Source organism: Dactylosporangium sp. NBC_01737, assembly GCF_035963215.1.
Lineage (GTDB): Bacteria > Actinomycetota > Actinomycetes > Mycobacteriales > Micromonosporaceae > Dactylosporangium.
The window spans coordinates 11,173,551-11,196,629 of sequence record NZ_CP109153.1; the positions used below are offsets into that span (position 1 = coordinate 11,173,551).

Sequence of the window (23,079 nt, forward strand, 5' to 3'; positions counted from 1 at the left end):
ATACTGAGGGAGGTCCCGTGGACGCCTTCGCCGGGTATCTCGCGTCACTGGTGGGTTCGTGGGAGGCCCTCGCGGCGCCGCACGCCGACGCGTCGGTGGTGCGGGGCGAGGGCTTCGTCGCGGCCCGGTTCCCGAGCCATCCCGTGCTGTGCAACGCGATCCTGCTGGAGCCGGCCGCCCTGCCGTCGATCGCGGGCGTGTACGGCGCGCTTGCGTCCTACGCGATCTGGTCCGCGGACCACGCGACGGCCGCGGCGCTCACCGGCGCCGGGTGGCGGCGCGACGAGACGACCGTGCCGATGCGGTGCGACCTGCGCGGCCTGCGATCGGAGCCCGCTGCCGGCGACGTGTCGGTGGACGCCGACCCGGGTGTGGTCGCCGGCATCACCGGGGTCGACGAGGCGCTGGTGCGCGGCGTGCCGGGGTTGCGGGTGTTCGCCTCGGCCGGGCGCGAGTCGTGCGTGGTGCTGATCGCGGTCGGCACGGACGTGAACGTGTCGTTCGTGGCGACGCTGCCCACCGCCCGGCGGCGGGGGCTGGCCCGGTCGGTGCTGCGCCGGGCGCTGCGCGAGGCGGCCGCAGGCGGGTTCGACACGGCGAGCCTGCAGTCCACGCCGATGGCGGAGCCGCTGTACGCGGCCGAGGGCTTCGTCCCGGTCGGCGCCTGGCAGGAGTGGCTGCCTCGCTCATGACCAGGCGAGCGCGGCGCGGTGGCGCCAATACGCCTCCGGCGTCTCCGCCTCCGGCAGCGGCCCGGGGTCGCGCACGTCCAGGGCCAGCAGGTTGCCGGCCAGCTGGGCCGTGGTCGCGGCGCCGGACAGCACGACGCCGGCCCACGGCTCGCGCAGTGCCGCCGCGATGACGGCCGCGTCGCTGCCGGCGAGCCTGCCGTTGGCCAGTGACTCCTTGACGATGACGGTGCGGCCGTCGGCGTGCGCCTCGGCGAGGGCGGGCCCGGCCGACGGCTCCAGCGGATTCCAGGTCGCCTGCACGGTGCGGAACAGTGGCGCGCCGCCGGCCTCGATGCGCAGCGCGGCGCGGATCGCGTCGGCCTGGCGCGGCCCGCTGGTCGACAGCCCGACGGTGACGCCCCGGGCGGCCAGGTCCGCGAGCCGGCGGTGCAGGACCCGGTCGGTGAGCGCGGTGCTGTCCGGTGTCACGGAATGGATCTGGTACAGGTCCAGCCGGTCCCCGAACAGTTCCATGGTCTCGGCGACCTGCCGGTCGAACGTGGCGACGCTGTGGTCCTTGGCCTCGTGCACCGCGGCGTCGACCCGCCACCCGGCCGTGTACGTGTACCCCCACTTGGAGCCGACGACCACGTCCCGCCGATCGCCGAGCCAGCCGGCCAGGAACTCCTCGGCGAGGCCATAGGAGCGGGCCACGTCGACGTAGCGCACGCCCGCGGCGTAGGCGGCGTCGAGCAGCTCGTGGCTGCGGGCCCGCAGCGCCTCCACCGACCGGTCGTCCGGCAGGTCCCGCCGGCGCCCCAGGTTGATGTACCCGGGCCGCCCGACCGCGGCGAGCCCGAGCCCGATCCGGTGCACCGGCACGCCGAGGTCCAGCCGATCGAATGCCATCGCCCGATCGTAGGCCGCACCGGTCAGCCGCTGACCTTGGGTGTCAGACCTTCCGGCGGCGGCGCAGCACCGTGAACACGGTGACGGCGACGGCGGTGAGGGCGACCGCGGCGAGCGCGAGCACCGTCGGCCAGATCGAGTACGCGCCGGCCGGCTGCGCGACGGGTGTCGTGGACTGGACCGGCGCCGTCGTCGGCGGCTTGGCGTGCAGCGCGGCCGCCTCCTCCGGGGTGACGAGGTGACCGACGGACGTGGCGGCGGGCAGCGCGAACCCCCAGTCGAGCAGCATCGTGCCCTGCTTCCAGGCGCGGGCCGGCACGATCTCCGCGCCCATGATGGTGACGACGAGGCGCCGGCCGCCCCGCTGGGCGCCGCCGACGTAGGTGTGGCGGGCCTCGTCGGTGAAGCCGGTCTTGCCGCCGATGGCACCCTCGTACATGGTGAGCAGCTTGTTCTCGTTCTGGATCTGGAAGCCCTTCGGGTCCTTCGGCGGCTGCGCCGGCCACTGGAAGACCAGGGTGGTGTCGTACTTGAGGAAGTCGGGGCGGGCGAAGTCGGCGCGTGCGATGAGCGCCAGGTCGTAGGCGCTGGTGAGCTGGTCCGGGGCGTCCAGGCCGGACGGGGTGACCGCGTGGGTGTCGTCGGCGCCGAGCCGGCGCGCCTCGGCGTTCATGGCCGCGACGGTCGCGGCGACCCCGCCGTCGCCGCCGGCCATGCGGGCCAGCGCGTTGGCGGTGTCGTTGCCCGACTGCAGCAGCAGCCCGAGCCACAGCGTCGACACGGGGTACTTCCCGCCGACGATCATGCCGACGGCGGAGCTGTCCTTGGGCAGCGCGAGGTCCTCGGCGGTGGCCTCCACGACCAGGTCCGGGTCGAGCTTCGGCAGCGCGGTCGCGGCGAGCAGCAGCTTCTGCACGCTGGCCGGGCGGCGGCGCAGGTGGGGCGCGCAGGCGCCGAGGACCTCGCCGGTGTCGAGGTCGGCGACGACCCACGACATCGCCGACAGCGTCGGCGGCGCCGCGGTCCCGGCCGCCACCGCGAGGGCGCTGGTGCCGAGCTGCCCGCCACCGACGGCCGGGGCGGCGGGGTCGAGCACGGGCGACGCCGGCGTCGGCGGGATGGTGGCGATCGAGGCGTACGGGCACGGCACGACCGGCGCCGGACCGGACGCCGGACTGCTCGACGGGCTCACGACGGGCGCCGGCCACGCCATGAGTCCCGCGCTCACCATCGCGGCCACCAGTCCCGTCGCTCCCATGGCGGCGAGAGTAGCCGCTGCGGGCCGTCCCGGTCTCGGGTGGTCAGGACGGCTGCGCCGCGGGGGTCGCGGCGGCGGAGGCGCGGCCCTCCTCGCGGGCGCGGTCCAGCAGCAGCGTGAGCCGGCGCCGCCGCCGGCGGGTCACCGTGCGGATCGTGAGGACGAGCCCGGCGAGCAGGGCGGCGAGGGCCAGCTGCGGCCAGGGCAGCGCCCAGGCCGTCACGGTCGCCGAGGTCGTGCGGAGCTCGGCGCCAGCCTGGTCGCCGCCGAGCAGGGCAGGGGTCACGTCGACGGTGGTGCGCACGTGGCCCAGCGCCCAGACGCCGCCGACGCGGGTCTCGACCGTCCGGGTGCCACCCGGCAGCAGCTCCTCGACGTCGGTGGTGATGCCGTGGCCGGTCAGGCCGAACAGTTCGGCGACGGTGACGCGGCCCTTCCCGGTTGCCCAGGCGTTGCCTTCGTTGGTGACCGTGTACCGGACCCGGACCGTGCCGCCGGAGAACGGGTTCCACGACGGCGTGTACGCGACGGTGAGGTCCTTGACGGGCAGCGCGGCGGTGACGGTGCCGCTGACGCGGGTCATGACCCGGAAGCCGACCCGGCTCTCGACGTTGACCGTGCCGCCCGCGCTGGTGACCGTGGCGGCGATGCCGGCCGGGTGGTCGCCCGGCGTCGCGCCGCCCGGCACGGTGATGGTGAACGGGACGACCTTCGTCTCCCCCGCGGCGACGGTGACCCGGTCCTGCACGGCGATCCAGGTGCCGCCGTCGACCGAGGTCTGATCGGAGGCGAGCATGTTGAAGCGTCCCTTGTCGGTGAGATAGCCGTCGGCCGCCTTGAGGGCGAAGACAACCGTGGTGTCGCTGAAGTTGCGCACCGCCAGGTGTTCGGTGACGCCCTGGCCGGGGTCGAGGGTGCGCTCGATCCAGCGGCGGCCGTCCGGGCCGCTCGCGCCGGCTGGCTGCACCGTCCACGTCAAGGTCGTCCCGCCCGGATCCGCCGCCGCCGCGACCGGCGCCGCCGCGACGGCGAGGCAGACGACGGCGACGGCCACGAGTGTCCGGCGCAGCGGGGAGATGACGGTCATGGCGGGGTCGATCCTTTCCACGGGCTCGGCGGGGGCCCGGTCAGGGCCCCCGCCGAGGCGGCTACTCGAACAGGGAGAGGGTGAGCGTGGAGGTGTACTGGCCGGCGGCGACGTCGGCCGGGGTGCGCAGGTAGAGGTCGGCGTTGACCGCGTACGCGTCGCCGGCGACGGCCTGCGAGTCGTACGTCGAGACCAGCAGTTCCTGGTCGGTGAGGCCGACGTTGTTGCCCGGCTGGGTCGGGTCGTCCAGGACGGTCACGACCTCTTCACCCTCGGTGACCAGGCCGGTCGACCCGCCGTCGACCAGCCGCGGCTTCCAGCCGAGGTGGTTGGCGGTGATCGGGGCCTGGCCGGCATTGCCGGTGAAGCTGGTGGCGCTGCCCAGCACCGCCCAGTTGGCGCCGCCGGGCACCTCGTCCGCGGTGCGGGTGTCGGTGACGGTGACCGTCGGCAGGATGCCGGTGAACTGCCGGACCAGCAGGGTCGAGCCGTTCTCCGTCAGCACGACGGCGTTGCCGGCGACGGACAGGGCGAGGACGCCCGGTTCACGGATCTCGGCGATGTCGACCGTCACCTGGACGTCGGCGTCGTCACCGGGTTCGGCGAAGGCGGTTGACGGCAGTGCCATCGTCCCGGCCAGGACGGTGCCGGCGGCGAGCAGCCGGTTCCACTTGTTCATGGGAATGCTCCGTTGTCGTAAGGGGGTCAGGCGCAGGTCGCGCCGGAGTGGGCTGCGGTGATGACGGTCGTGACGTCGGTGCCGTCGACGGTCCCGTGGGCCCGGACCGTGACGGTTCCGGCGGCGACCGTGCTCGAGCGGGTGGCGAACGACTGGTAGGCGTTCGCGCCCGGCGCCACGCCGGTGAACGTCCGGGTGCCGTACGGGGTCTCGAGCGTGATGTCGACGGGGGTGGTGTGGCCGTTGCCGGCCTGGACGGCGACGTACGCCTTGCCCGCGGTGCACCGTGTCTGCGCGGTCGCGGTGACCGGCAGGTCGGCGCGGCGGTCGAACTTCCAGGAGTCGACCTCGACGAGGTCCTGGCCGGCCGGGCCCTCGTAGGTGAAGTAGACGTCGTGCACGCCGGTGGCGCCGTCGAGCGTGGCGGTCACCTCCGACCAGCCGCCGGTCGGCGTGCCGGCCTGGATCGTGCCGGCCACCGGGCCGGTGACGCTGTCGAGCCGCACCTGGATGTTTGCGCCGGCAGCGAGCGCGCGGACCTTCGCCGTCACGGATTTCGCGCCGCCGGTGCCGAAGTTGACGGCCGACAGGGCCGTCCAGTCGCCGTTGTCGACGTCGCGCACGGCCAGGTTCGGGGCCGATGCACCGAACTGGGCGGACCCGCCGTCGATCTTGGCGGTGGCGATGCCCTTGCTCCACCCGAGGGTCTCGGCCTCGAAGACGCGGTACGGGTTGAAGTCGCGGACCTGGCCGACGCCGGCGTAGGTGCCGACGACCTGCTGGATCGTGCCGTCTGGGTTGAAGGCCAGTTCCTGGATGTGGGGGCTGCGGTACCCCTGGGTGGTGTTGCCGTTGATCCGCTTGTTCAGCGTCGGGGCGTGGTAGGTGAAGTAGTACTTGCCCTCGAACTCGAACACCGACTGGTGGTTGTTGCCGCCCGTGCCGGCGCCGAAGAACTGCGACTGGTTCGGGAACAGCACGCCCGCGTAGGTTTCCTTGGTCCACGACATCGGGTTGTCGGAGATCATGTACCCGATCTGGCCACCGCCCGGGTAGCCGGGCAGCGGCGTCTGGTTGCCGCCGAAGTCGCTGCCGCCGAAGTGCGAGGAGTACGAGAAGTAGTACTTGCCCTGGCGCTTGAAGACGTGCCCGGCCTCGAAGGCCACCGGCGCGTCGACCACGACGGCCGATCCCTGCGTGGAGACCATGTCGCCGCCGAGCTCGATCGCGCGGATGTTCTTCGGGTTGTTGAAGCGCTCGGCCGCCGGCATGCTGGTCGACGCCGGGCCGCCACCGAAGTACAGGTAGGACTGGCCGTCGTCGTCGACGAGCGGCGCCGGGTCGAAGCGCCAGACGAGGGGCTCGGCGCCGGGGGTGCTGCCGTTGATCAGCGTCGACGTGCGCTCGCTGCTCCACGGCCCGAGCGGCGACTCGCCCGTGATGACGTTGCTGGACCCGCCGCCGTTGGCGTAGTACAGGAAGAACTTCTCCTTGCCGTCGACCATCTTGCTGGCCATGCCGGGTGCCCATGAGTTGCTGGTGAACGGGGCGACCCCGCTCGGCCCGGCGACCTGGATCTCGCCGTGGTCGGTCCAGTTCACGAGGTCGTCGGAGGAGATCAGCGTGATCTGGTTGATGTTGCCGTAGTTGATGGACGCCGAGACGCCGGTGGCCGGGTCGGGCGCGTAGCCCTGGGTGTCGTTGGTCATGTACATGTACACCCGGCCGTCGTGGACGAAGCCGAACCCGTCCGCGCCGAACTTGTGCCCGATCAACGGGTTGTGCTCGCCGGGCAGCTTGCCGACGACCTCGACGGTCTTCGACGGCGGCGGGGGCGGCGGGGCGCCGATCACCGACACGTCGTCGAGCTTGAAGTCCATGAGGTGGGTGTCCGGGGCCGTCGACGGGGTCGACGTCCACGGCGTCTCGAAGAACAGCCGCGCGGTCGTCACGCTCTGGCCGGCCGGGATCGTGAACGTGCCGTTGAACTGGGCCCACTGGCCCTTGGTCGCCACGGTGCTGACCAGGTTGGTGTAGGTGCCGCCGCCGTAGTGCATGGTGGCGAAGAACTGCTTCGTCGCGGGCCCGGCGGCGTTCTCGTACTTGATGCGGGCGGTCAGGGCGTAGGTCTGCCCGGCCTGCACCTTGCCGCTGAGGTCCTGCATCGGCCCGGAGCCGGTGGTCGTGCGGCCGGTGACGAGCGCCGCGGCCGCGCCGGCGTAGGCGTCCGCGGTCGACGCGAGGGTGGCGCTGTCGGCGGCGTTGCCGTTGTTGACGAACCAGCCGGTGAGGCCGCTTTCGAACCCGCCGTTGACGATCAGGTTCTCATCGGCGGCCTGGACCGGGGAAGCACCGGCGACGAGACCTGCGCCGAGCAGCGCGCCGATTGCCGCGAACGCCACGGCCCGCCGGCGAGCCGCTCTTCGTAAGCGATGTACCACGGACATCCTCCTTGGTTTCGACGTGGAACTGGGGTGTGGGCACCGCGGGGCCGGTCGAGGACCGGTCCCGGGCGACGGATGCGGTGGTGTCAGGCGCAGGTGACGGCGGAGTACTGGACCGTTCGGACGGTGGTCACGGTCCTGCCGCCGACGGTCCCGGTGGCGCGGACCGTCGCCGTGCCGGCCGGCGCTGCCGTGGTACGGGTGGCGAACTGCTGGTAGGCGTTGCCGTCGGGAGCGACCGCGGCGAAGGAGCGCTCGCCGTAGGAGGTCTGCAGGGTGATGCTCACCGGCGCGTCGTGGTCGTTGCGGGCCTGCACGGCGACGTGTGCCTTGCCGGCCACGCACCGGGCCTGCGCGGTGACCGTGACGGGCAGCGCCGGGTCGGTCCTGAGCACACCGAGCCGGGCCAGTTGCAGGCTCAGCGCCCGCTCCGGCGCGTCGATCTGGTTCTGGGTGCCGAACTGCCCGGCCCGCGCGGCGGTCGCGCCGGCGAGTGCGTCCTGCATCGCGACCCACGCGTCGTGCGGGTAGGAGCCCGCGTCCAGCGTCTGCGCGTGGGCGATCGCCACGTCCAGGGCCGCGGTGTCCAGCGGCCGCTGCTGCGCGCTCAGCGTGTCGCTGAGGTTGAAGTAGTCGAAGTCGACGCGCCCGCCCACCTGCTGTGTCGCATAGTTGAACAGGCCGACCCGGTGGCCCATGAAGTGCGCGAGGCTGCCGTCGAGGGTCTGCGGGCCGACGCGGTTGCCCAACTGGTTCCACTGCCGGCCGTCCAGGCTGTAGGAGAACGTCGTCCACAGCTGCCCGGTCGGCGAGGCGAAGTCGAGGTCCGCCTTCACGTACACCTCGGTCGCGGCGCCCAGCGCCACCGTCGTGCCGGACACGAAGCTCTCCAGTGCCGCGGGGTCGAGGTCGACCGCGAACGGCTGCCCCCGGTTGACGACCCCCAGCGTGGTGACCCCGGCGGTGCGCTTGACCGCCACGTAGGAGAAGCCGCGGTTGAAGGCGGCCAGGCCGGCGACGTCGCCGTCCTTCATGCCGGAGATGTCCATCCTGGTCTCGGCCGACTGGCGAGGGCCGAACGTGCGCTGGGTGAGCATGTTGCGGGCCTCCTCCAGCCAGGCCAGCTCCGCGCGGTTGGACAGCTTCGTGTAGACGTACCTGCCGGTGACGACCTTGCCGTTGGTCAGCCGCAGCCAGCCGTCGTGGTCGGTCAGCGACCAGTAGCGGTTGTCGGGGGCGTGGTTCCACTGCCACACCGGGTCGAGCCGGGAGCCGTTCGGGGCGATCTCCGCGGCGGCCGGGTATTCGGTCGTCACGGCCTGCCCGACGATCGAGACGTCGTCGATGAGGTACTCGACGGTCGACGACGCCGGCTGGGGGTTGGCCCACGGGGTCTCCACCGCGAACTTGACGGTGGTGACGTTCGCCGTCGCCGGGACCGTGTACTGGCCCGACACCGTCGTCCACTGCCCGGCCGGCACGTCACCGGCCGCCATCACCTGGACGCCGCTGCCCCAGTCAAGGGCGAGGTTGAACCGGACGGTGGCCGGTCCGGACGCGTACCTGATCTTCGCGGAGACGGTGTAGGTGAGGCCCGGCTGCAGCTTGCCGTTGAGGTTCTGGTTCGGCCCCGAACCGTTGAGCGTGCGGTTGCCGACCCGCAGCGCCGCCGCTCCGCTCGCCGGGGCGGTGCTGTCCAGGGCGAGGCTCGCGCCGAACTGGGCGGCCCACGGCGCGGCCGTCGCGGCCTCGAAGCCGGGGTTCTGCAGCAGCTCGACGCCGATGAGCGACGCGTCGTAGGTGGGCGGCGCCGGGATCGTCCACTGCTCGTCCATGTACGCCTTGTGCGGCGCGTCGTTGTCGAAGTCGTCGGAGCCGACGAGGGACTTCTGCCGTTCGAGCAGTTCCTGCTCCGCGGTGAGCCGGATCGGCTTGGCGAAGACGCCGTCCACGGGCACGACCCCGCCGGTGCCGAACGTCGGCCAGCCGTCCTGCCAGGTGGCGGGGATGAGCGCAGGGATGCGCCCGACGGGGAAGGTGTCGCGGAAGAACATGCCGTACCAGTCGGTGCCGCCACCCTGGCGGGAGATCGGCACGAGGCTGCCCTGGGCGAAGCCGTTGGAGTTGAGCACCCCGCGCGCCTCGTACGTGTTCACGCCGCCCGCCGCGGTGTACCGCCCGAGCAGGTCCCGGGACCGGAACATGACGACCTGCCGCCCCTGCCCCGACGGCCAGGTGATGATGACGCAGTAGTAATAGCCGTCGATGTAGTAGAACTGTGCGCCCTCGAACAGGCCACCGATGAACGGGCGGCCGGCGTAGTCGGCGGCGGTGAAGATGTTCGGGTAGTCCTGCGCGATGGCCGTCAGGCCGGCGTTGAGGCGGACGGCGCTGGTGCCGCCGGAGCCGTAGAAGATGTACGGCGTGCCGTCGACGTCGAAGAACAGCGACGGGTCGTGCAGGGCGCGCCCGAGTGCGGTGCGCTGCCATGCGCCGTGCTCGATGTCGTCGGTGCGATAGAGGTACGCGCCGTTGAGGTTGTTGGTGTTGAAGACGGCGTAGAACGTGCCGTCGTGGTAGCGCAGCGACGACGCCCATTGACCCTGGCCATAGGAGTTCTGCCCGTTGCGCAGGGAGAATGCGTCGCCGATGCTGGCCCGGTCGAAGACGTAGCTGACGGTCTCCCAGTTCACCAGATCGTAGGACTTCATGATCGGCGCACCCGGGCTCAGGTGCATCGTCGTGCTGATCATGTAGTAGACGTCGCGGCCCTCGCCGTTGGCCGAGGCCGGGACGCGCTCGACGCTGACGTCCGGCACGTCGGCGTTGAGCAGCGGCACCGAGTACGTGCCGTCGCCCTTGTCCGTCGACGTGTAGGACGAACGCGGCGACCATGCGTCGGCGGCGTGCGCCGGGGCCCCGGGGTGCATGAGCCCCGCACACAGCAGCGCCGCGGCGACGGCGGCCAGGGTCCAGCGACGGCGGGCGAACACGGTGAGCACCTTGAACATAGCTGCGACTCCGAGCTGCTTGGGCACGGCAAACCGGCCGGAGACACCGGTCCCTTGTTACTCCAGGGGCCGGCGATCCGGACGCGAATGCGACGGGGACTTCATGATGTGATCGCTAACATCAATTGTCAAGACGCCTTGCTAACCGCCCGGAAATCAGCGCGAAATGCCCTCGGACGCGATTCGGGAACGCTCCCATTTGCCGTATCAATGCAGGTCGCGATCGCTGACCTGGGCAAATGTCGGCAACACAACTCAGCGACATCGATTCATTCATGTGATATTGATTGCGCCCACTGCTGCGACCGGAAATCCTCTCCGGCATAACAGGTTTTTTTGGCGAGAATATTGTTGTTATGCCGGGGACGGTGGTGCGGTCGCCGGCGGAGCGCGGCCTCAGGACAAGGGCGGGCGGACGCGGAACGCGCTGTCGGCGCGGAAGGCGGCGCTGCCGTCGCCCTGGTCCACCCAGAGCTGGTCGTCCTGCCGGTGGATGAAGTAGCCCCGGTAGTTCGCCGATTCCAGGAACACCTGGCCGTCCTCGGTGAGGATCGGGCAGAACGTGGCGTCGCCGCGGAACACGTGGCTGCCCTCGTCCCCGCTCAGCCGCAGCCGCCATGACAGGTGCCGCAGATACTGCCCGTTCGCCGCCCGGAACGAGTAGCAGGTCGCATCGGACAGGCCCGCAACGGCCTCGAACGTCGCCTGGTCCCGCGCCGCCGGGCTGGTGACGGCGGCCAGGACGCCGAACTGTCCATCGATGCCCAGGTAGCGTCCGGGCACGGCACTGGACTCGAACGACATCGGCCCCAGACGCAGCGTCGCCGGGGACGGCGCGGACGATGGGGGCCGGCTCGGCGGCGCGGCCGTGGTGGGCGGCGCGGCATCGCTCGACCAGGTCAGGGCGGTGGTGAACCCAGCGACGATCACGGCGGCGACCGTCAGCTTCGCGACCGGCAGGCCGGCCAGCCACCCGCTGGTGACGGCCGTCCCGCCCGCGGCCGTGGCCGCCGTCGCGGTCAGCGAGCCGCCGCCAGTGGCGGCGGCCCCGCCGGTGGTCGCGGCCGCGGCGGTCAGGGGCGCGTGCGCGGTGGTGGCGACCGCGCCGCCCGCGCTGCTCGCCGCCGGCCCGATGACCGGGCCATGGCCGGTCAGTGCGGCGGTGAGTGCCGCCGGTACCGGCAGCAGCGCGAACCCGGCCAGCAGCCGCTCGGTGGCGACCATCTCGTCGGCGGCGACGGCGCACGTGCTGCAGGAGCGGGTGTGCCGGCTGATCCGCTTGCGCCACAGCGGCCCCGGGAAGCCGTCCCAGGTCGCCACGACGGTGTCCAGCCATGGACAACGCGGCCGGGCGTCCAGCGCCGCGACCAGTGCGCGCGCCTGGTCCAGCCGTCGCCGCATGCGCTGCACCCGCACGCCGGCGTGCGCGACGCTCACCCCGAGCGCGGCGGCGAGCTCGGCGCGGCTCAGCTCCTCGCCGAGCTCCAGCCACCACAGCGACCACACCGCCCGGTCGTCCGGATCGAGCCACGCAACCGCCTGCCCGACCTGCCGGCGCTGCCCGGCGAGCTCGACGCGCAGCATCGTGAGATCCTCGAAGTCGACGGCGTCCGGCGTGCCCATCACGGTGTCCAGCGTGGCGGTCCGCCCGACGGTGAGCCGCTCACTGTGCAGCTGGGTCGCGGCCTGCCGGACGGCGATCGCGGCCAGCCAGGCACGGAAGCGCTCCGGGTCCCGCAGCGACCGGAGCTGGCGCAGTGCGCGCACCATCGTGTCCTGGACGACGTCGTCGACGGACGCCGGGTGGCCTGCCAGCGCGCGGCGCACGATCGAATACACCAGCGGCAGGTAGGCCGCCATGAGCTCGTCCCGGGCCCGTTCGTCGCCGGCCTGTGCCGCTGCGACCAGCGCCACCCTCTTCGTTCCTGCCCCACCCATGTGCCATCACCGATCCACGGACCCGGAGCCCTCCCACCAGGCGATCAGCATGCCAGTGTCGGACCGGCAACGCCACGTCACCACAATGGCGACCCTCGTGGCGGTCGGCGCATAACACATTTCCCGCCGGCAATTCCGGCGCTTTTCCGCGGCGAGGTCCGGTCGTATCGTTCTGGTCGATGACTGGGTTCGACACGGCGGCGGCGCTGCGGGGGCGGCTGGGCGAGCGGGCCGCGGTGTGGGAGTTCCTGCGGCTGTTCGCCGCCGTCTGGGACCTGCCGGTCTCGCCGGCCGTGGCGCACGAGCGCCTCGGGCCGCGACCGCCGGCGGCGCTGCGGGAGGCCTACGCGTGCGGCACCCCGCTCGACCCGCGCGGCGCGTCCGTCGAGGACGGGATCCTGGAGTTCCACTGGGCGGACCCGCTGATCGCGGAGACGGCGTGGGGCATCCCCCTGGACGGCGCGGACCTGCCCGACCCGCCGGTCGTCATCGACACCGGGTCCGGCTGGCAGCCGTACGTCGACCGGCTCTCCCTCGCCTGCGTCGACTTCGCGCTCACCGCCGCCCTCGACCACCCCGACGCGCCGTCCAACGCGTGCGAGCTGGCGCCGGACCAGGTGCCCGCGGCGATCGCCGGCCTCGACCGGCTGCCGCTGCCGGACCTGCCGATGTGGGTCGAGCTGGAGGAGTCGCCGGTGCGCTGGTACTCCACACCCGGCGGGCTCGTGCGCACCCACGGTGACGGCTGGGTGTGGCTGTGGGTCCGCGCGCAGACGGCGGCGGACCTCGACTCGATCTGCGCGACGATGCCGGAAGCCCGCTGGAGCTGATCCTGGCCGGCGGTTTCCCGGGCCGATGTGGCCTTGTGCGGTCGTGGACCGGTGCCCGCCGGGGCGCCGCGACCCGGCCCGGCGGGTCAGGGGCCGGGCGGGCCCAGCCGGGCGGCGTGCGCGGCGAGGACGTCCACGGCGGTGGCGACCGCGGGGCGGGCCGCGGCGCTGTCCCGCCACAGCGCGAACACCCGGCGGGCGGGCTGCGGGTCGATCGGCACGATGCGCACCGACGCCGGCACCGGATCGCGGCCGAGGCGCGGGATCACGGCCGCGCCGAGCCCTGCGGCGACCAGCGCCAGCTGGGTCGAGTGCTCCGACGCGGTGTGCCGGATCCGGGCCTGGGCGCCGTGCCGGCGCAGGGTCGCGGCGAGCCAGTCGTGGCAGATCTGGCCGGTGCTCCAGCCGATCCAGTCGTCGCCGGCGAGGTCGGTGACGGCGACGGCGGCGCGACCGGCTAGGGGGTGCGCGGCGGGCAGGGCGACGTCGAACGGGTCGTCGAGCAGGTGCCGCCGGGACAGCCCGTCGGGGACGGCGAGGACGTCGTCGGACCAGTCCTGCACGACGGCGACGTCGAGGTGGCCGCGGCGCAGGCCGGCGACCGCCGCGTCGGGCTCCAGCTCCGACAGCGACACGTCCAGGTCGGGGCAGCGGGTCCGCAGTTGCGCCAGGACGCCGGGCAGCAGCCCCCGGGCCGCGGTCGCGAACGCGGCGACCGCGAGGGGCCCGGCGACGACGCCGCGGTGCTCCGCGAGACCCGCCTCGACCCGCTCGACGAGCGTCAGCACGTCACCCGCGCTGCGGGCCAGGACGGCGCCGGCCTCGGTGACGCGGACGCCGCGGCCCTGCCGCTCCAGGAGCTGCTGGCCGACCTCCCGCTCGAGCCGGGCGATCTGCTGCGAGACGGCCGACGTGGTGACGTGCAGCGCCGCGGCGGCGCCGCCGACGGACCCGGTGGTCCACACGGTGTGCAGGACACGCAGCCGCTCCAGGTTCAACACCGTAGCGATGCTACGCGATTGGGTCCACAACCTGTCACTTGTCCTAATGGATCGCGCCCCGCAGGGTGGAATCCATGGAGACCACCACCTTCACCATCGGCGGCGACATGCCGGTGCACCGGCTCGGCTTCGGCGCCATGCGGCTCACCGGCCGCCCCGCGTCCCTGGAACGCGCCGCGGCGACCGCGGTCGCCCGCCGGGCCGTCGAGCTCGGCGTCACCCTCATCGACACCGCCGACGCCTACGATTTCGGCGCCAACGAGGAACTGCTCGCCGAGGCGCTGCACCCGTACCGCGACGACGTCGTCATCGCCACGAAAGGCGGCCAGATCAACCTCGGCCGGGAATGGATCCCGCTCGGCCGGCCCGAGTACCTGCGCCAGCAGGCGGAGCTCAGCCTGCGCCGGCTCCGGGTCGAGCGCATCGACCTGTACCAGCTGCACCGCGTCGACCCCAAGGTGCCCCTCGCCGACCAGGTCGGTGCGCTGCGGCGGCTGCGCGACGAGGGCAAGGTCCGCCACATCGGGCTGTCGGAGGTCACCGTCGAGCAACTCGCCGAGGCGTCCCGGATCGCCCCGATCGCCAGCGTGCAGAACCGGTACAACCTCACCGACCGCCGGTCCGAGGCCGTGCTGTCGCACTGCGAGCGGCACGGGATCGCGTTCCTGCCATGGCTGCCGGTCGCGCCGCTCACCGGCGCGGGCACCGCCTCCGCCGCCACCCGCGTCGCGGCCCGCCACGGCGTCACCACGACCCAGGTCGCCCTGGCCTGGCTGCTGCACCGCTCCCCCGCCGTCCTGCCGATCCCCGGCACGTCACGGCTCGCGCACCTGGAGGAGAACGTCGCCGCGGCCCGCGTGGCGCTCGACCTCACGGACCTCGCCGAGCTCGACACGGTGTGACCCTTCGCCGCCGGTACCATGGCCGCCGTGGTGGACGCCGAAGTCAGGGTCGGGATCGGGGTGTTCGTGTTCCGCGACGGCAGGTTCCTGATGGGGCGGCGCCGCGGCGCGCACGGCGCCGGCACGTGGTCCGTCCCCGGCGGTCACCTCGAGTTCGGCGAGTCGTTCGAGGACACCGCGGTCCGCGAGGTCGCCGAGGAGACCGGCGTCCACATCACCAACGTCCGCTTCGGCGCCGTCACCAACGACGTCTTCACCGACGAGCACCGCCACTACGTCACCGTCTGGATGCTCAGCGACCACGCGTCGGGCGAGCCGGCGATCCTCGAGCCCGACAAGTGCGTCAGCCTCGGCTGGTACGACTTCGACACCCTCCCCGCGCCGCTCTTCCTGCCGTGGCGGCAGCTGCTGCGTTCCCCGCTGTTCGGCGCCATCAAAAAGTCTGCGGATTTTGCTGCCGGGCCGCCGCCGGCCGCCGATGAAGCGGAGGAGTGCCCGATGGCGTAACCCGTTCAGGAGGCTGGACGACATGCACATGCTCCGGCGGACCCGGGTCGCGACGCGGCTGGCGGTCGGGTTCCTGATCGTCTCCCTGTGCGTGGTGGCCATCTGGTTGACGGCGTTGTCGTCGGCCGACGGCACCCGCACGACCGCGTCCAGCCTGTCCGCGGCGCAGGCCGAGCTCGACGCGGCGCAGCAGCTGAAGTTCCGCAGCACCGACGTGCTGGGCTGGCAGGCCGGCTACGCGTTCGACATCGTCCGCGGCGCCGAGGACGCGGCCGCGGACACCGCACCGTCGCGTTCGGCGTTCCTCGCGGCGATGGACAGCTTCAGCGCCGAGGTCGACGCTATGGCGGCGCTGCCGCTGACCGCCGGCCAGCAGGCGGACGTGCGCGCGATCCGGGCCGCCTTCACCGAGTTCCTCGACCTCGACGAGCGGGTCATCGCCGCGTACCGGGCGGGCACCGCGGCGCAGACGTCCGAGGCGAACGACATCGTCGCCGGCGAGGCGCTGGACGTCTACCAGACGATCAGCGACGGCGTCGACGACCTGCTCGCCGTCGCGCGGGAGAAGGCCACGGCCGCGCAGCACGCCGCGCACGACTCGGCGAGCACCACCAGCCGGACCGCGACCGTCGCCGGCAGCGCGGCCCTGCTGCTGTCGATCGTGCTCGCCGTCGCGCTGTCGCTGTCCATCATCAGGCCGCTGCGCGCGATCGGCGACCGGCTCGCCGACATCGCCGACGGCGACGGGGACCTGACCCGGCGCCTGGACGCCGGCGGCGACGACGAGTTCACGTCGGTCAGCCGGTCGTTCAACACGTTCGTCGCGAAGATCGGCGACACCGTCCGCGCCATCGGTGGGTCGGCCGCGACCGTCGCCGAGGCCAGCGCCAGGCTCACCGACACGTCGACCAGCATCATGACCGGCGCCCGGCAGACGTCGGACCGCTCGGGGCTCATCGTCGCCTCGGCGGACGAGGTGTCGGGCACCGTGCGGACCGTGGCGAACGGCGCCGCGCAGATGAGCGTCTCCATCCAGCAGATCGCCGGGACCGCCGCCGAGGCGGCCAGGATCGGCGGCCAGACCAACCAGCTGACCCAGGCGACCTTCGACCTGATCGGCCGGCTCGCCTCGTCCAGCCGCGAGATCGGCGACGTGGTCAAGGCGATCACCGCCATCGCCGCGCAGACGAACCTCCTCGCCCTCAACGCGACCATCGAGGCCGCCCGCGCCGGGGAGGCCGGCAAGGGCTTCGCCGTCGTCGCCGGCGAGGTCAAGCAGCTGGCGCAGGAGACCGGCCGGGCCACCGAGGACATCACCGCGAAGGTGCAGAGCATCCAGCAGGACACCGCGGCGGCCACCGACGCGATCAACCAGATCGTCGAGATCACCGGCCGGCTCGGCGACTACCAGAACACGATCGCCTCCGCCGTGGAGGAGCAGACCGCGACCACCGACGAGATCAGCCGCAACATCACGCAGGCGGCGACGAGCTCCGCCGACATCGCCGCGAACATCGCCGGGATCTCCGCCGCGGCGCAGAGCACCACCGGCGGCGTCCAGGACACCCGCGCCGCCGCGCACGAACTGTCGGCGATGAGCCACGACCTGCGCGAGCTGGTGGGCCAGTTCCGGGTGTGACCCTCCGCTCAGCGCTGCACGGTGACGGTGACGGGTCCGACCCGCAGGATGCCGTCGTCGAGCGGTTCGCAGCGCACGCCGCCCTTGCCGCGCAACGCCTTCCAGGCGCCCGGGCCGACGGTGACGTCCATCCACGCGCACGGGTGCGCGGCCCGCCGCACCCGCAGCCGGACCGGGCCGTCACCGGAGTCGAGGGTGAGCACCGCGCCGACGAGGTCGTCGACGGCGATGCCGGCCACCATGATGTTGCGCCGCACCTCGACCAGGCCCGCGCCGCCCGGCAGCGACTCCCGCGCGATGACGGTCACGCTCGCCTCCCGGTGCGCGGGTCTGCCGAAGTACCGGTCGCCGACGACGCCGAGCCCGGCACGGATCCGGATCTCCTCGACGAGCTCCCCCACCGGCGCCGGCAGCGGGCCGTCGGCGGGGCGCCCCACGTACCGGTGCACCGGCGAGGCCAGCAGCTGCACGATCTCCGGCATGGCCAGCAGTCTGCCATCGCCGCGATCCCGTGTATCGCGGGCGTATGCAAAACCGCATACGCCCCTGCAACGGCCCGCCGTCTGCAATGAGGGCATGAACCACAGCGCATCTCCGTCAGCGTCGCCCCGCCCCGCCCGCAGGATCGCGCCCATCGGCCTGGTGGCCATCGGCCTGGCGGGCGCGGTGTTCGCCGTGCGGCGGCCGCTCATGATGTCCGCCCCGGCGTGCCTGTCCGGGCGGTGGCACGGCTGCTACGACACGGAGAACGGCGTGCTGCTCATGACGCTGGTCGCGGTGCCGTTGGCCGCGCTGGCGGTCTGGGCGCTGGCAGCCGGCCGGCGCGCCGCCGGCGTCACGTCGGCGTGGCAGGTGTCGCTGGCCGAGGTGGGCATGGTCTACGGGACGGTGCCGTTCGTGTGGATGACCATGATGCCGGGCCCCGGGGCGGGCATCGTCCCCGGCCGGGTCAGCCTGGTCCCGCTGCGGGACCTGGTCACGATGGGACCGATCGGGATCGGCGGCAATCTGCTGGTCTTCGCGGCGCTGGGGTGCTTCGCCCCGGTGCGGTTCGCGGCGCTGGCGTCCGTGCCGCGGATCCTGGCGCTCGGCGCGGCCTGCTCGATCCTGGTCGAGACCGCGCAGTACGCCCTCCAGCTGGACCGGGTGTCGTCGGTGGACGACGTCCTGGTCAACGCGGCCGGTGCCGGGCTGGCCGCGCTGGCGTCACGCCCCTGGTGGCGCACGGCGGTTCATCGCATTCCGGTATGCGCGTACTGATCGTGGAGGACGAGCCCTACCTGGCCGAAGCACAGCATTGTCCGCGCCCACGCCGGGACCGTCGACCTCGTCCCCGGCCCCGGCGGTGGCCTCCTCGTCACGGTCCGGCTCCCGGGCTCAGGGACGGCGAGGCGATTTCCTCAGGGGCCGACCGGGGCCGTTCCCTGATGCCGTCAAGGGTCTGCCTGCCGCACGCTTGAGGCACAACACACAAGCGTGAAGGAGCAAGACGATGGAGACCGTGTACCAGTCGATGCGACAACAGGGCCTGGTCCGGCCGGCGCAGGGCCGGGTGCTCGGCGGTGTGTGCGCCGGGCTCGGGCGGCGCTTCGGCATCGACCCCTGGCCGGCGAGGCTGCTGTTCGTCCTGATCCTGCTGCTGATCCCGGGCAGCCAGATCCTGGTGTACCCGATCCTGTGGATCATCATGCCGGCCGAGCCGGTCACCGTCACCCCGCCCTCGACGGTGTGGGCGTCGAGCACTGACTAAGATCCACGGGCATGTCTGAGCAATGGCGTGCCCGGCTCACTCCCGCGTTCGAGGTGCTGCGACCCAGGTCGGCGACGGCCCCGAGGACCTCTTCGACTTCGAGGGCGACCCCGACGAGGAATGGGACGCGGCGCTCGCCGAGGCGGGCGTCGACGAGGGACTCCGCGCGCATCTGCGCTGGTGTTGCGGCGACGGCCTGATCGGCATGACGTACTTCGGCGCCGACGAGGCGGCGTTCGTCCCCCGCGGCACGATCGTCGGCTCGCGGGAGGACCAGAACGGCCAGTGGGACATGGTGGTCGTGCGGCTGTGACCGCCGTCCCGGCGTAGATCGACGATCGCCCACGATGTCGATCATGCTGTCTGCCGCGCCGGAAACCGCCACCGCCATCGACGCGTACCGCACGTGCGAGCTGCTGACCCTGTCCAAGGACGGCAGCCCGCTCGCGTGGCCGACGTCGGGCCTGCTGCTCGCGGACGGCACGTTCCTCATCACCACGTCGATCGGCTTCCCGCAGAAGGCGTTCAACGTCCGCCGGGACGCCCGCGTCGCGGTGCTGTTCTCCGACCCGACGGCGAGCGGGCTGGCGGACCCGGGCCAGATCCTGTTGCAGGGCACCGCGACCTGCCCCGACGAGATCCACACCGAACCCACCGGCGACCTCGCCGCGTTCTGGGCGCGGATGTTCCAGCGGCAGCCGAAGTCGCGCGCCTACCTCGACTGGCCGGCGACCCGGCTGACGGACTTCTACTTCATGCGCCTGCTCATCACCGTGACGCCGACGGCGGTGTCACGGCGGTCGCTGCCGGACGCCGCCGCCCCGCCCGCCGGCGGCCTTCTGGGTTCGGCGGTCCTCGGCGGGTACCGGACGGCGGTGCTCTGCGCCCGTGACGCGTCCGGCGCGCCGCTGCTGGTCCGCACCACGATCGGCGCGGACGCCCGCGGATACCGGCCGGCGGTGCCGCCGGACGTGGCCGTCGCCGAAGGCCCCGCGAGCCTGCTGGTCCACCGCCACGACGCCCAGTTGTCCGGGCTGCACAACGCCAACGTGTGCGGCGACCTGGTCCGTGACGGCGACGGCTGGCTGCTCGTACCCCGGCGGCTGATCGAACCCAACGGCCGCAGCCGGACCGGCGCCGGCGACGCGATCCGCACCGTGCGCACGTGCCGGGCCACGACGCGGCGGTACCTGCAGCACCGGTCCCTGTCCCGCCCCGAGGTGCCCTGGAAGGCGTACCGCGCGATCCGCGCCGCAACGCCGAAAGCCTGAGCGCGCCCGGATGCTACCGTCGACGCATCGACGTCGATGGAGGTGTCCATGGAGCACGTGCCGCAGTCCGAAACGGTCGGGGCCATCGAGCGCACCTTCGACGTGGCCACCGGCCGGCGGCTCAGGCAGGGCATCGGCTTCACCCTCGCCGGCGCCGTGGTCACCTGGATCGGCGTGACGATCAGCGCCGCGTACATCGCCGACGCGGGCCAGGGCGGGTTCAGCCCGCTGCCCGGCCTGGTGCTCGGCATCGGGCTGGTGCTGCTGATGTTCGGCGTGGTGCGCCTGGCGCAGAGCGCGCTGCGCCCGGCGGAGCGCTTCGACATCGGTGAGCGCGGCCTCGTCCACCACACCGCCCGCGCCGACCGGGTCGTGCCGTGGACCCAGATCACCGGGGTCCGCGAGCTCGGCGTGACCCGCACCGGCGACCTGGCCGTGTGGCTCGGCGTCGCCCTCCGCGCCGTCATCGTGGTCCGCGGCGCCCGCAACATCCGTTTCAACTCCCTCGCCGGCGACGCCAACCTGCTGCTGTGGACCATCCAGCAGCACACCACCCCCGCCGGCCGCCCCTAGCGCTCGCCGCGGCCTGTACAGACGACGACATCGAGGGCCACGCTGCTGGACGAGGCGCTCGATCGCGGCTGGCACCCCGCCGAGCCCGCGGCCGTCAGGTTCGACGGCTGGGTCCTGTGCGACGTCATGGCGGCCCGGCTCCGCGCGTTGCCGGCGTAGCGGCCCGCGGGCCTCACCGCTCCGGGCGGGTGTAGCGGTGCTTGACCTGCGGCGGGAAGTAGTCCGGGTCGCCGGTGGGGCGCAGCTCGACGTGCGGTGTCTGATATGCCGCCGGTACGTAGTTGGCGAACTCGCTGTTGAGCCGCAGCAGCTCCTCCCGGATCGCGCCGGCCAGCAGCCCGGCCCGCGCGGGCTCCACGGGTTCGCCGGGCGCCAGTTCGGCCACAATGGACAGATGGCGCTCCTCGTCGCTGTCGGAGACCACCTGCAGGACGAACTTGCCCGTCACCCAGTCGCTGATGCCGGCCCGTTCCAGCGCCACCGTCACGTTCTCCGGGTAGATGTTGGCGCCGAAGTAGGAGACCGTGAACAGCGACCGGCCGAAGACCCAGACGAACGGCAGGTCCGGGGCTGCGGCACCGTCGAGGCCGGTCGTCGGGTCGAAGCCGTGGGTGCGGCAGAACGCCAGCATCGCGTCGTGGGAGATCAGGCCGCCCTCGTCGGCGATGTGGTAGCGCACGAGAGGGATCCCGCCGTCGCCGGTGAACAGCAGCGTCCCGTCGTGCGTCTCGAAGTACCGCGTCGCCGGGTCGTACTGCACGAGCGTCGGCAGGCGCGGGTCGCCGAACAGGGCGCGGGCGGCGTCGGGGCGCCCGGCGAGGAACCGGCGGATCGCGACGCTCAGCGGCGTCTCGGTGCCCAGGACACCGGCGTCGGCGGTGCCGTACAACGAGACCGAGTCCGCCAGCGGGTCGGCCATCCCGGCGCGTGAGCCGACGAGCGTGCGCCACTCCTCGCTGAACACCTCACCGGCGAGCAGGAGCCGGATCGAGTAGGCCGGCCAGTCCACGCCGCGCTGCCGGCCGGCGTCGACGACGTTCTTCACGAACGGCGGGTAGCCGGCCAGGACCACCTGCTCGAAGTGCGGCCCGAGCTCCTCGACGACCCGCAGGATCTCGTCGAGGTTGTTGCCGGGCGTCGCCACAGTGATCGGATACCCCTTCGCGGCCAGGTGCCGGCACGCGGCGGCGGTGTACATGCCGCCGACCCAGGAGCCCAGCGCGAAGCAGACCACGACCAGTGTCCGCCTGCGGTCCGCGCGGAAGCTGCCGACCATCGCCTGCTCGAACCGGCGGGCGACGACCAGCTCGTCGAGCACCGAGCGCGGCCACACCGTGGGCTGCCCGGACGACCCGGACGACACCGCGACCGTCTCGGCACCGTCGAGGCGGCCGCCGCGGCACAGCTGCGGCAGTGGATACCTGCGGTGGTAGTCGGCCTTCGTCAGCAGCGGTACGCCGGTGAAGTCGGCCGCGGACACGACCGCCGCCGGGTCGATCCCGTGGTCCCGCAGGAACGCCTGGTAGGCGGGCACCGTCGCGGCGACCTCATGGAAGAGCCGCAGCGCGCTCCCGGCGCCGTCGCCGCCGGAGCCACCGGGCGACGCCGCGTAGAACTCGCGCAGCCCGGCCAGCACCCGTTGCGCCCGTTCGTCCACTGTGGATACCCCCGTTCATCGGTCGTCGTGCGCGGCGGACAGCCGGCTGGACAGCTCGGCGCTGCGGCCGGCGAACGCCCGCCAGCTGTCCGGCGTCCGGTCCAGGTACCGCTGCGCGTTGGCGCGCCGGCAGGTGCGCTGCGTCCAGGTCGACAGCCGCCCGCCGCGGATCTCGAAGCGGACCAGCAGGTCGTCGGCCCAGCCGTACACGTCGCTGTCCGGCTCGGTCAGCACGGTCACCTTCTGCTCCGCGACCAGCCAGTCGATCGCCTCGATCTCCTGCTGGATCCGCTCGGCGAACTCGAAGGCGAGCCCCTCGGCGGCCCGGTCCCGCTGCCGCGCGAGCTGCTGCCGCACGCCGTCGACCGCGTCCGGCAGGCGCTGCAGCACCGCGATCGTCGTGGCCAGGAACGTGTCGCGGTCGGTCGCGTCGACACCGCGGATACGGGCCATGTCCCGTGCGGCGCCGGTGAGCCGCTCGTCGGTGTACCCGAGCGGCAGCACCCGGCCCAGCCCGGACATCGCCAGCCGCGCCTGCGTCCCGCCGAGGTACGGACCGAACACGTCCCCGGGACGGTCGGCCCCGAACGGCCCGTAGTCGACCACCAGCCGCGGCACGCTGCCCTTCCGGTCGATGCGCAGGTAGATGGGGACCTCCAGGCCGCCGCGGATCCGGTTCCAGCGCGGCTTCGAGCGCTCCAGCAGGTTGCGCTCCAGCCACGCCGCCTCGTGGACGGAGTCACACGTGACCGCCTCGACCTGGGCGATCTGCGCCACCATCTTCGTCAGGTGCCGCCTGCCCCGCAGGTTGGTCCAGTAGGAACCGACCCGGTGCCGCAGCTCGGTGGCGCGGCCGATGTACAGCACCTTGCCGCGCTCGTCGCGGAACCGGTACACACCGGGTGCGTTGGGCAGGCTCGCTGCCGCCGTTCGAGGCGCCGTGCTCACCTGC

Annotated in this window: 21 protein-coding genes; 10 read left to right on the top strand and 11 right to left on the bottom strand. The window is 72.9% G+C overall.

Going from position 1 to position 23,079, the window contains the following annotated elements; all coding sequences use genetic code 11:
* The first annotated feature begins 17 nt into the window (after positions 1-17).
* A complete protein-coding gene (locus OHA72_RS51470) occupies positions 18-692 on the top strand; it encodes a GNAT family N-acetyltransferase (protein WP_327003421.1) in 675 nt (224 codons plus the stop codon).
* On the opposite strand, the gene OHA72_RS51475 is transcribed toward OHA72_RS51470, so the two are convergent.
* The 7 genes from OHA72_RS51475 to OHA72_RS51505 all read right to left on the bottom strand — a co-directional run bounded on the left by OHA72_RS51475 (position 687) and on the right by OHA72_RS51505 (position 11,973).
* Entirely contained in the window at positions 687-1,580 is an 894-nt protein-coding gene (locus OHA72_RS51475) for an aldo/keto reductase (RefSeq protein ID WP_327003422.1), read from the bottom strand. The genes OHA72_RS51470 and OHA72_RS51475 overlap by 6 nt on opposite strands.
* Before the next feature lie 43 nt (positions 1,581-1,623).
* Positions 1,624-2,838, bottom strand: coding sequence for a D-alanyl-D-alanine carboxypeptidase family protein (locus tag OHA72_RS51480; RefSeq protein ID WP_327003423.1), 1,215 nt, complete (start codon positions 2,836-2,838; stop codon positions 1,624-1,626).
* A 43-nt stretch (positions 2,839-2,881) separates the two neighbouring features.
* Positions 2,882-3,925, bottom strand: a complete 1,044-nt coding sequence (locus OHA72_RS51485; RefSeq protein WP_327003424.1) for a hypothetical protein — start codon at positions 3,923-3,925, stop codon at positions 2,882-2,884.
* Between the two features lie 61 nt (positions 3,926-3,986).
* The gene (locus tag OHA72_RS51490; protein ID WP_327003425.1) at positions 3,987-4,604 is read right to left on the bottom strand and encodes a hypothetical protein; all 618 of its coding nucleotides are present in this window, start codon (positions 4,602-4,604) and stop codon (positions 3,987-3,989) included.
* 26 nt (positions 4,605-4,630) lie between these two features.
* Positions 4,631-7,006: a family 43 glycosylhydrolase gene (locus OHA72_RS51495; protein ID WP_327003426.1), complete on the bottom strand. Its 2,376-nt coding sequence runs from the start codon at positions 7,004-7,006 to the stop codon at positions 4,631-4,633.
* A gap of 128 nt (positions 7,007-7,134) precedes the next feature.
* The gene (locus OHA72_RS51500; RefSeq protein WP_327003427.1) at positions 7,135-10,059 is read right to left on the bottom strand and encodes a beta-xylosidase family glycoside hydrolase; all 2,925 of its coding nucleotides are present in this window, start codon (positions 10,057-10,059) and stop codon (positions 7,135-7,137) included.
* Positions 10,060-10,455: 396 nt separating this feature from the next.
* Entirely contained in the window at positions 10,456-11,973 is a 1,518-nt protein-coding gene (locus OHA72_RS51505; protein ID WP_327003428.1) for a sigma-70 family RNA polymerase sigma factor, read from the bottom strand.
* 203 nt (positions 11,974-12,176) lie between these two features.
* Here OHA72_RS51505 and OHA72_RS51510 point away from each other — a divergent pair, with 203 nt between their 5' ends.
* Positions 12,177-12,827, top strand: coding sequence for a hypothetical protein (locus tag OHA72_RS51510; protein WP_327003429.1), 651 nt, complete (start codon positions 12,177-12,179; stop codon positions 12,825-12,827).
* Positions 12,828-12,913: 86 nt separating this feature from the next.
* Here OHA72_RS51510 and OHA72_RS51515 read toward each other — a convergent pair whose 3' ends face one another.
* Positions 12,914-13,828 (bottom strand): LysR family transcriptional regulator, encoded by a 915-nt coding sequence (locus OHA72_RS51515; RefSeq protein ID WP_327003430.1) that lies wholly within the window; start codon positions 13,826-13,828, stop codon positions 12,914-12,916.
* A 74-nt stretch (positions 13,829-13,902) separates the two neighbouring features.
* On the opposite strand from OHA72_RS51515, the gene OHA72_RS51520 reads away from it, so the two are divergent.
* The 3 genes from OHA72_RS51520 to OHA72_RS51530 are packed head-to-tail and all read left to right on the top strand — an operon-like array spanning position 13,903 to position 16,876.
* Positions 13,903-14,730 carry an aldo/keto reductase gene (locus tag OHA72_RS51520; RefSeq protein ID WP_327003431.1) on the top strand — a complete coding sequence of 276 codons (828 nt, stop codon included), beginning with the start codon at positions 13,903-13,905 and terminating at the stop codon, positions 14,728-14,730.
* A gap of 27 nt (positions 14,731-14,757) precedes the next feature.
* Positions 14,758-15,237, top strand: coding sequence for a nucleotide triphosphate diphosphatase NUDT15 (locus OHA72_RS51525; protein ID WP_327003432.1), 480 nt, complete (start codon positions 14,758-14,760; stop codon positions 15,235-15,237).
* Positions 15,238-15,259: 22 nt separating this feature from the next.
* Positions 15,260-16,876, top strand: coding sequence for a methyl-accepting chemotaxis protein (locus tag OHA72_RS51530; protein WP_327003433.1), 1,617 nt, complete (start codon positions 15,260-15,262; stop codon positions 16,874-16,876).
* Between the two features lie 8 nt (positions 16,877-16,884).
* Here OHA72_RS51530 and OHA72_RS51535 read toward each other — a convergent pair whose 3' ends face one another.
* Positions 16,885-17,358: a molybdenum cofactor biosysynthesis protein gene (locus OHA72_RS51535; RefSeq protein WP_327003434.1), complete on the bottom strand. Its 474-nt coding sequence runs from the start codon at positions 17,356-17,358 to the stop codon at positions 16,885-16,887.
* 94 nt (positions 17,359-17,452) lie between these two features.
* Between OHA72_RS51535 and OHA72_RS51540 the strand changes: the two genes are divergently transcribed.
* The 5 genes from OHA72_RS51540 to OHA72_RS51560 all read left to right on the top strand — a co-directional run bounded on the left by OHA72_RS51540 (position 17,453) and on the right by OHA72_RS51560 (position 20,470).
* Positions 17,453-18,136 carry a VanZ family protein gene (locus OHA72_RS51540; protein WP_327003435.1) on the top strand — a complete coding sequence of 228 codons (684 nt, stop codon included), beginning with the start codon at positions 17,453-17,455 and terminating at the stop codon, positions 18,134-18,136.
* Positions 18,137-18,368: 232 nt separating this feature from the next.
* Entirely contained in the window at positions 18,369-18,626 is a 258-nt protein-coding gene (locus OHA72_RS51545; protein ID WP_327003436.1) for a PspC domain-containing protein, read from the top strand.
* A 22-nt stretch (positions 18,627-18,648) separates the two neighbouring features.
* Positions 18,649-18,939: a hypothetical protein gene (locus OHA72_RS51550; protein ID WP_327003437.1), complete on the top strand. Its 291-nt coding sequence runs from the start codon at positions 18,649-18,651 to the stop codon at positions 18,937-18,939.
* Between the two features lie 43 nt (positions 18,940-18,982).
* Entirely contained in the window at positions 18,983-19,897 is a 915-nt protein-coding gene (locus tag OHA72_RS51555; protein WP_327003438.1) for a pyridoxamine 5'-phosphate oxidase family protein, read from the top strand.
* Positions 19,898-19,945: 48 nt separating this feature from the next.
* On the top strand, positions 19,946-20,470 hold the full coding sequence (locus tag OHA72_RS51560) for a hypothetical protein (RefSeq protein WP_327003439.1): 525 nt from the start codon (positions 19,946-19,948) through the stop codon (positions 20,468-20,470).
* A 172-nt stretch (positions 20,471-20,642) separates the two neighbouring features.
* Here the strand turns inward: OHA72_RS51560 and OHA72_RS51565 are convergent, their stop codons facing one another.
* Both OHA72_RS51565 and OHA72_RS51570 read right to left on the bottom strand, forming a co-directional pair.
* Positions 20,643-22,127, bottom strand: coding sequence for a phenylacetate--CoA ligase family protein (locus OHA72_RS51565; RefSeq protein ID WP_327003440.1), 1,485 nt, complete (start codon positions 22,125-22,127; stop codon positions 20,643-20,645).
* 15 nt (positions 22,128-22,142) lie between these two features.
* A complete protein-coding gene (locus OHA72_RS51570) occupies positions 22,143-23,075 on the bottom strand; it encodes a GIY-YIG nuclease family protein (RefSeq protein ID WP_327003441.1) in 933 nt (310 codons plus the stop codon).
* Between the last annotated feature and the right edge of the window lie 4 nt (positions 23,076-23,079).

Bases quoted from the DNA above. Each gene is read 5' to 3' on its own strand.
- OHA72_RS51475 (WP_327003422.1), bottom strand. From the start codon at position 1,580: ATGGCATTCGATCGGCTGGACCTCGGCGTGCCGGTGCACCGGATCGGG.
- OHA72_RS51480 (WP_327003423.1), bottom strand. From the start codon at position 2,838: ATGGGAGCGACGGGACTGGTGGCCGCGATGGTGAGCGCGGGACTCATG.
- OHA72_RS51485 (WP_327003424.1), bottom strand. From the start codon at position 3,925: ATGACCGTCATCTCCCCGCTGCGCCGGACACTCGTGGCCGTCGCCGTC.
- OHA72_RS51490 (WP_327003425.1), bottom strand. From the start codon at position 4,604: ATGAACAAGTGGAACCGGCTGCTCGCCGCCGGCACCGTCCTGGCCGGG.
- OHA72_RS51500 (WP_327003427.1), bottom strand. From the start codon at position 10,059: ATGTTCAAGGTGCTCACCGTGTTCGCCCGCCGTCGCTGGACCCTGGCC.
- OHA72_RS51510 (WP_327003429.1), top strand. From the start codon at position 12,177: ATGACTGGGTTCGACACGGCGGCGGCGCTGCGGGGGCGGCTGGGCGAG.
- OHA72_RS51520 (WP_327003431.1), top strand. From the start codon at position 13,903: ATGGAGACCACCACCTTCACCATCGGCGGCGACATGCCGGTGCACCGG.
- OHA72_RS51530 (WP_327003433.1), top strand. From the start codon at position 15,260: ATGCACATGCTCCGGCGGACCCGGGTCGCGACGCGGCTGGCGGTCGGG.
- OHA72_RS51535 (WP_327003434.1), bottom strand. From the start codon at position 17,358: ATGCCGGAGATCGTGCAGCTGCTGGCCTCGCCGGTGCACCGGTACGTG.
- OHA72_RS51540 (WP_327003435.1), top strand. From the start codon at position 17,453: ATGAACCACAGCGCATCTCCGTCAGCGTCGCCCCGCCCCGCCCGCAGG.
- OHA72_RS51545 (WP_327003436.1), top strand. From the start codon at position 18,369: ATGGAGACCGTGTACCAGTCGATGCGACAACAGGGCCTGGTCCGGCCG.
- OHA72_RS51550 (WP_327003437.1), top strand. From the start codon at position 18,649: ATGGCGTGCCCGGCTCACTCCCGCGTTCGAGGTGCTGCGACCCAGGTC.
- OHA72_RS51555 (WP_327003438.1), top strand. From the start codon at position 18,983: ATGCTGTCTGCCGCGCCGGAAACCGCCACCGCCATCGACGCGTACCGC.
- OHA72_RS51560 (WP_327003439.1), top strand. From the start codon at position 19,946: ATGGAGCACGTGCCGCAGTCCGAAACGGTCGGGGCCATCGAGCGCACC.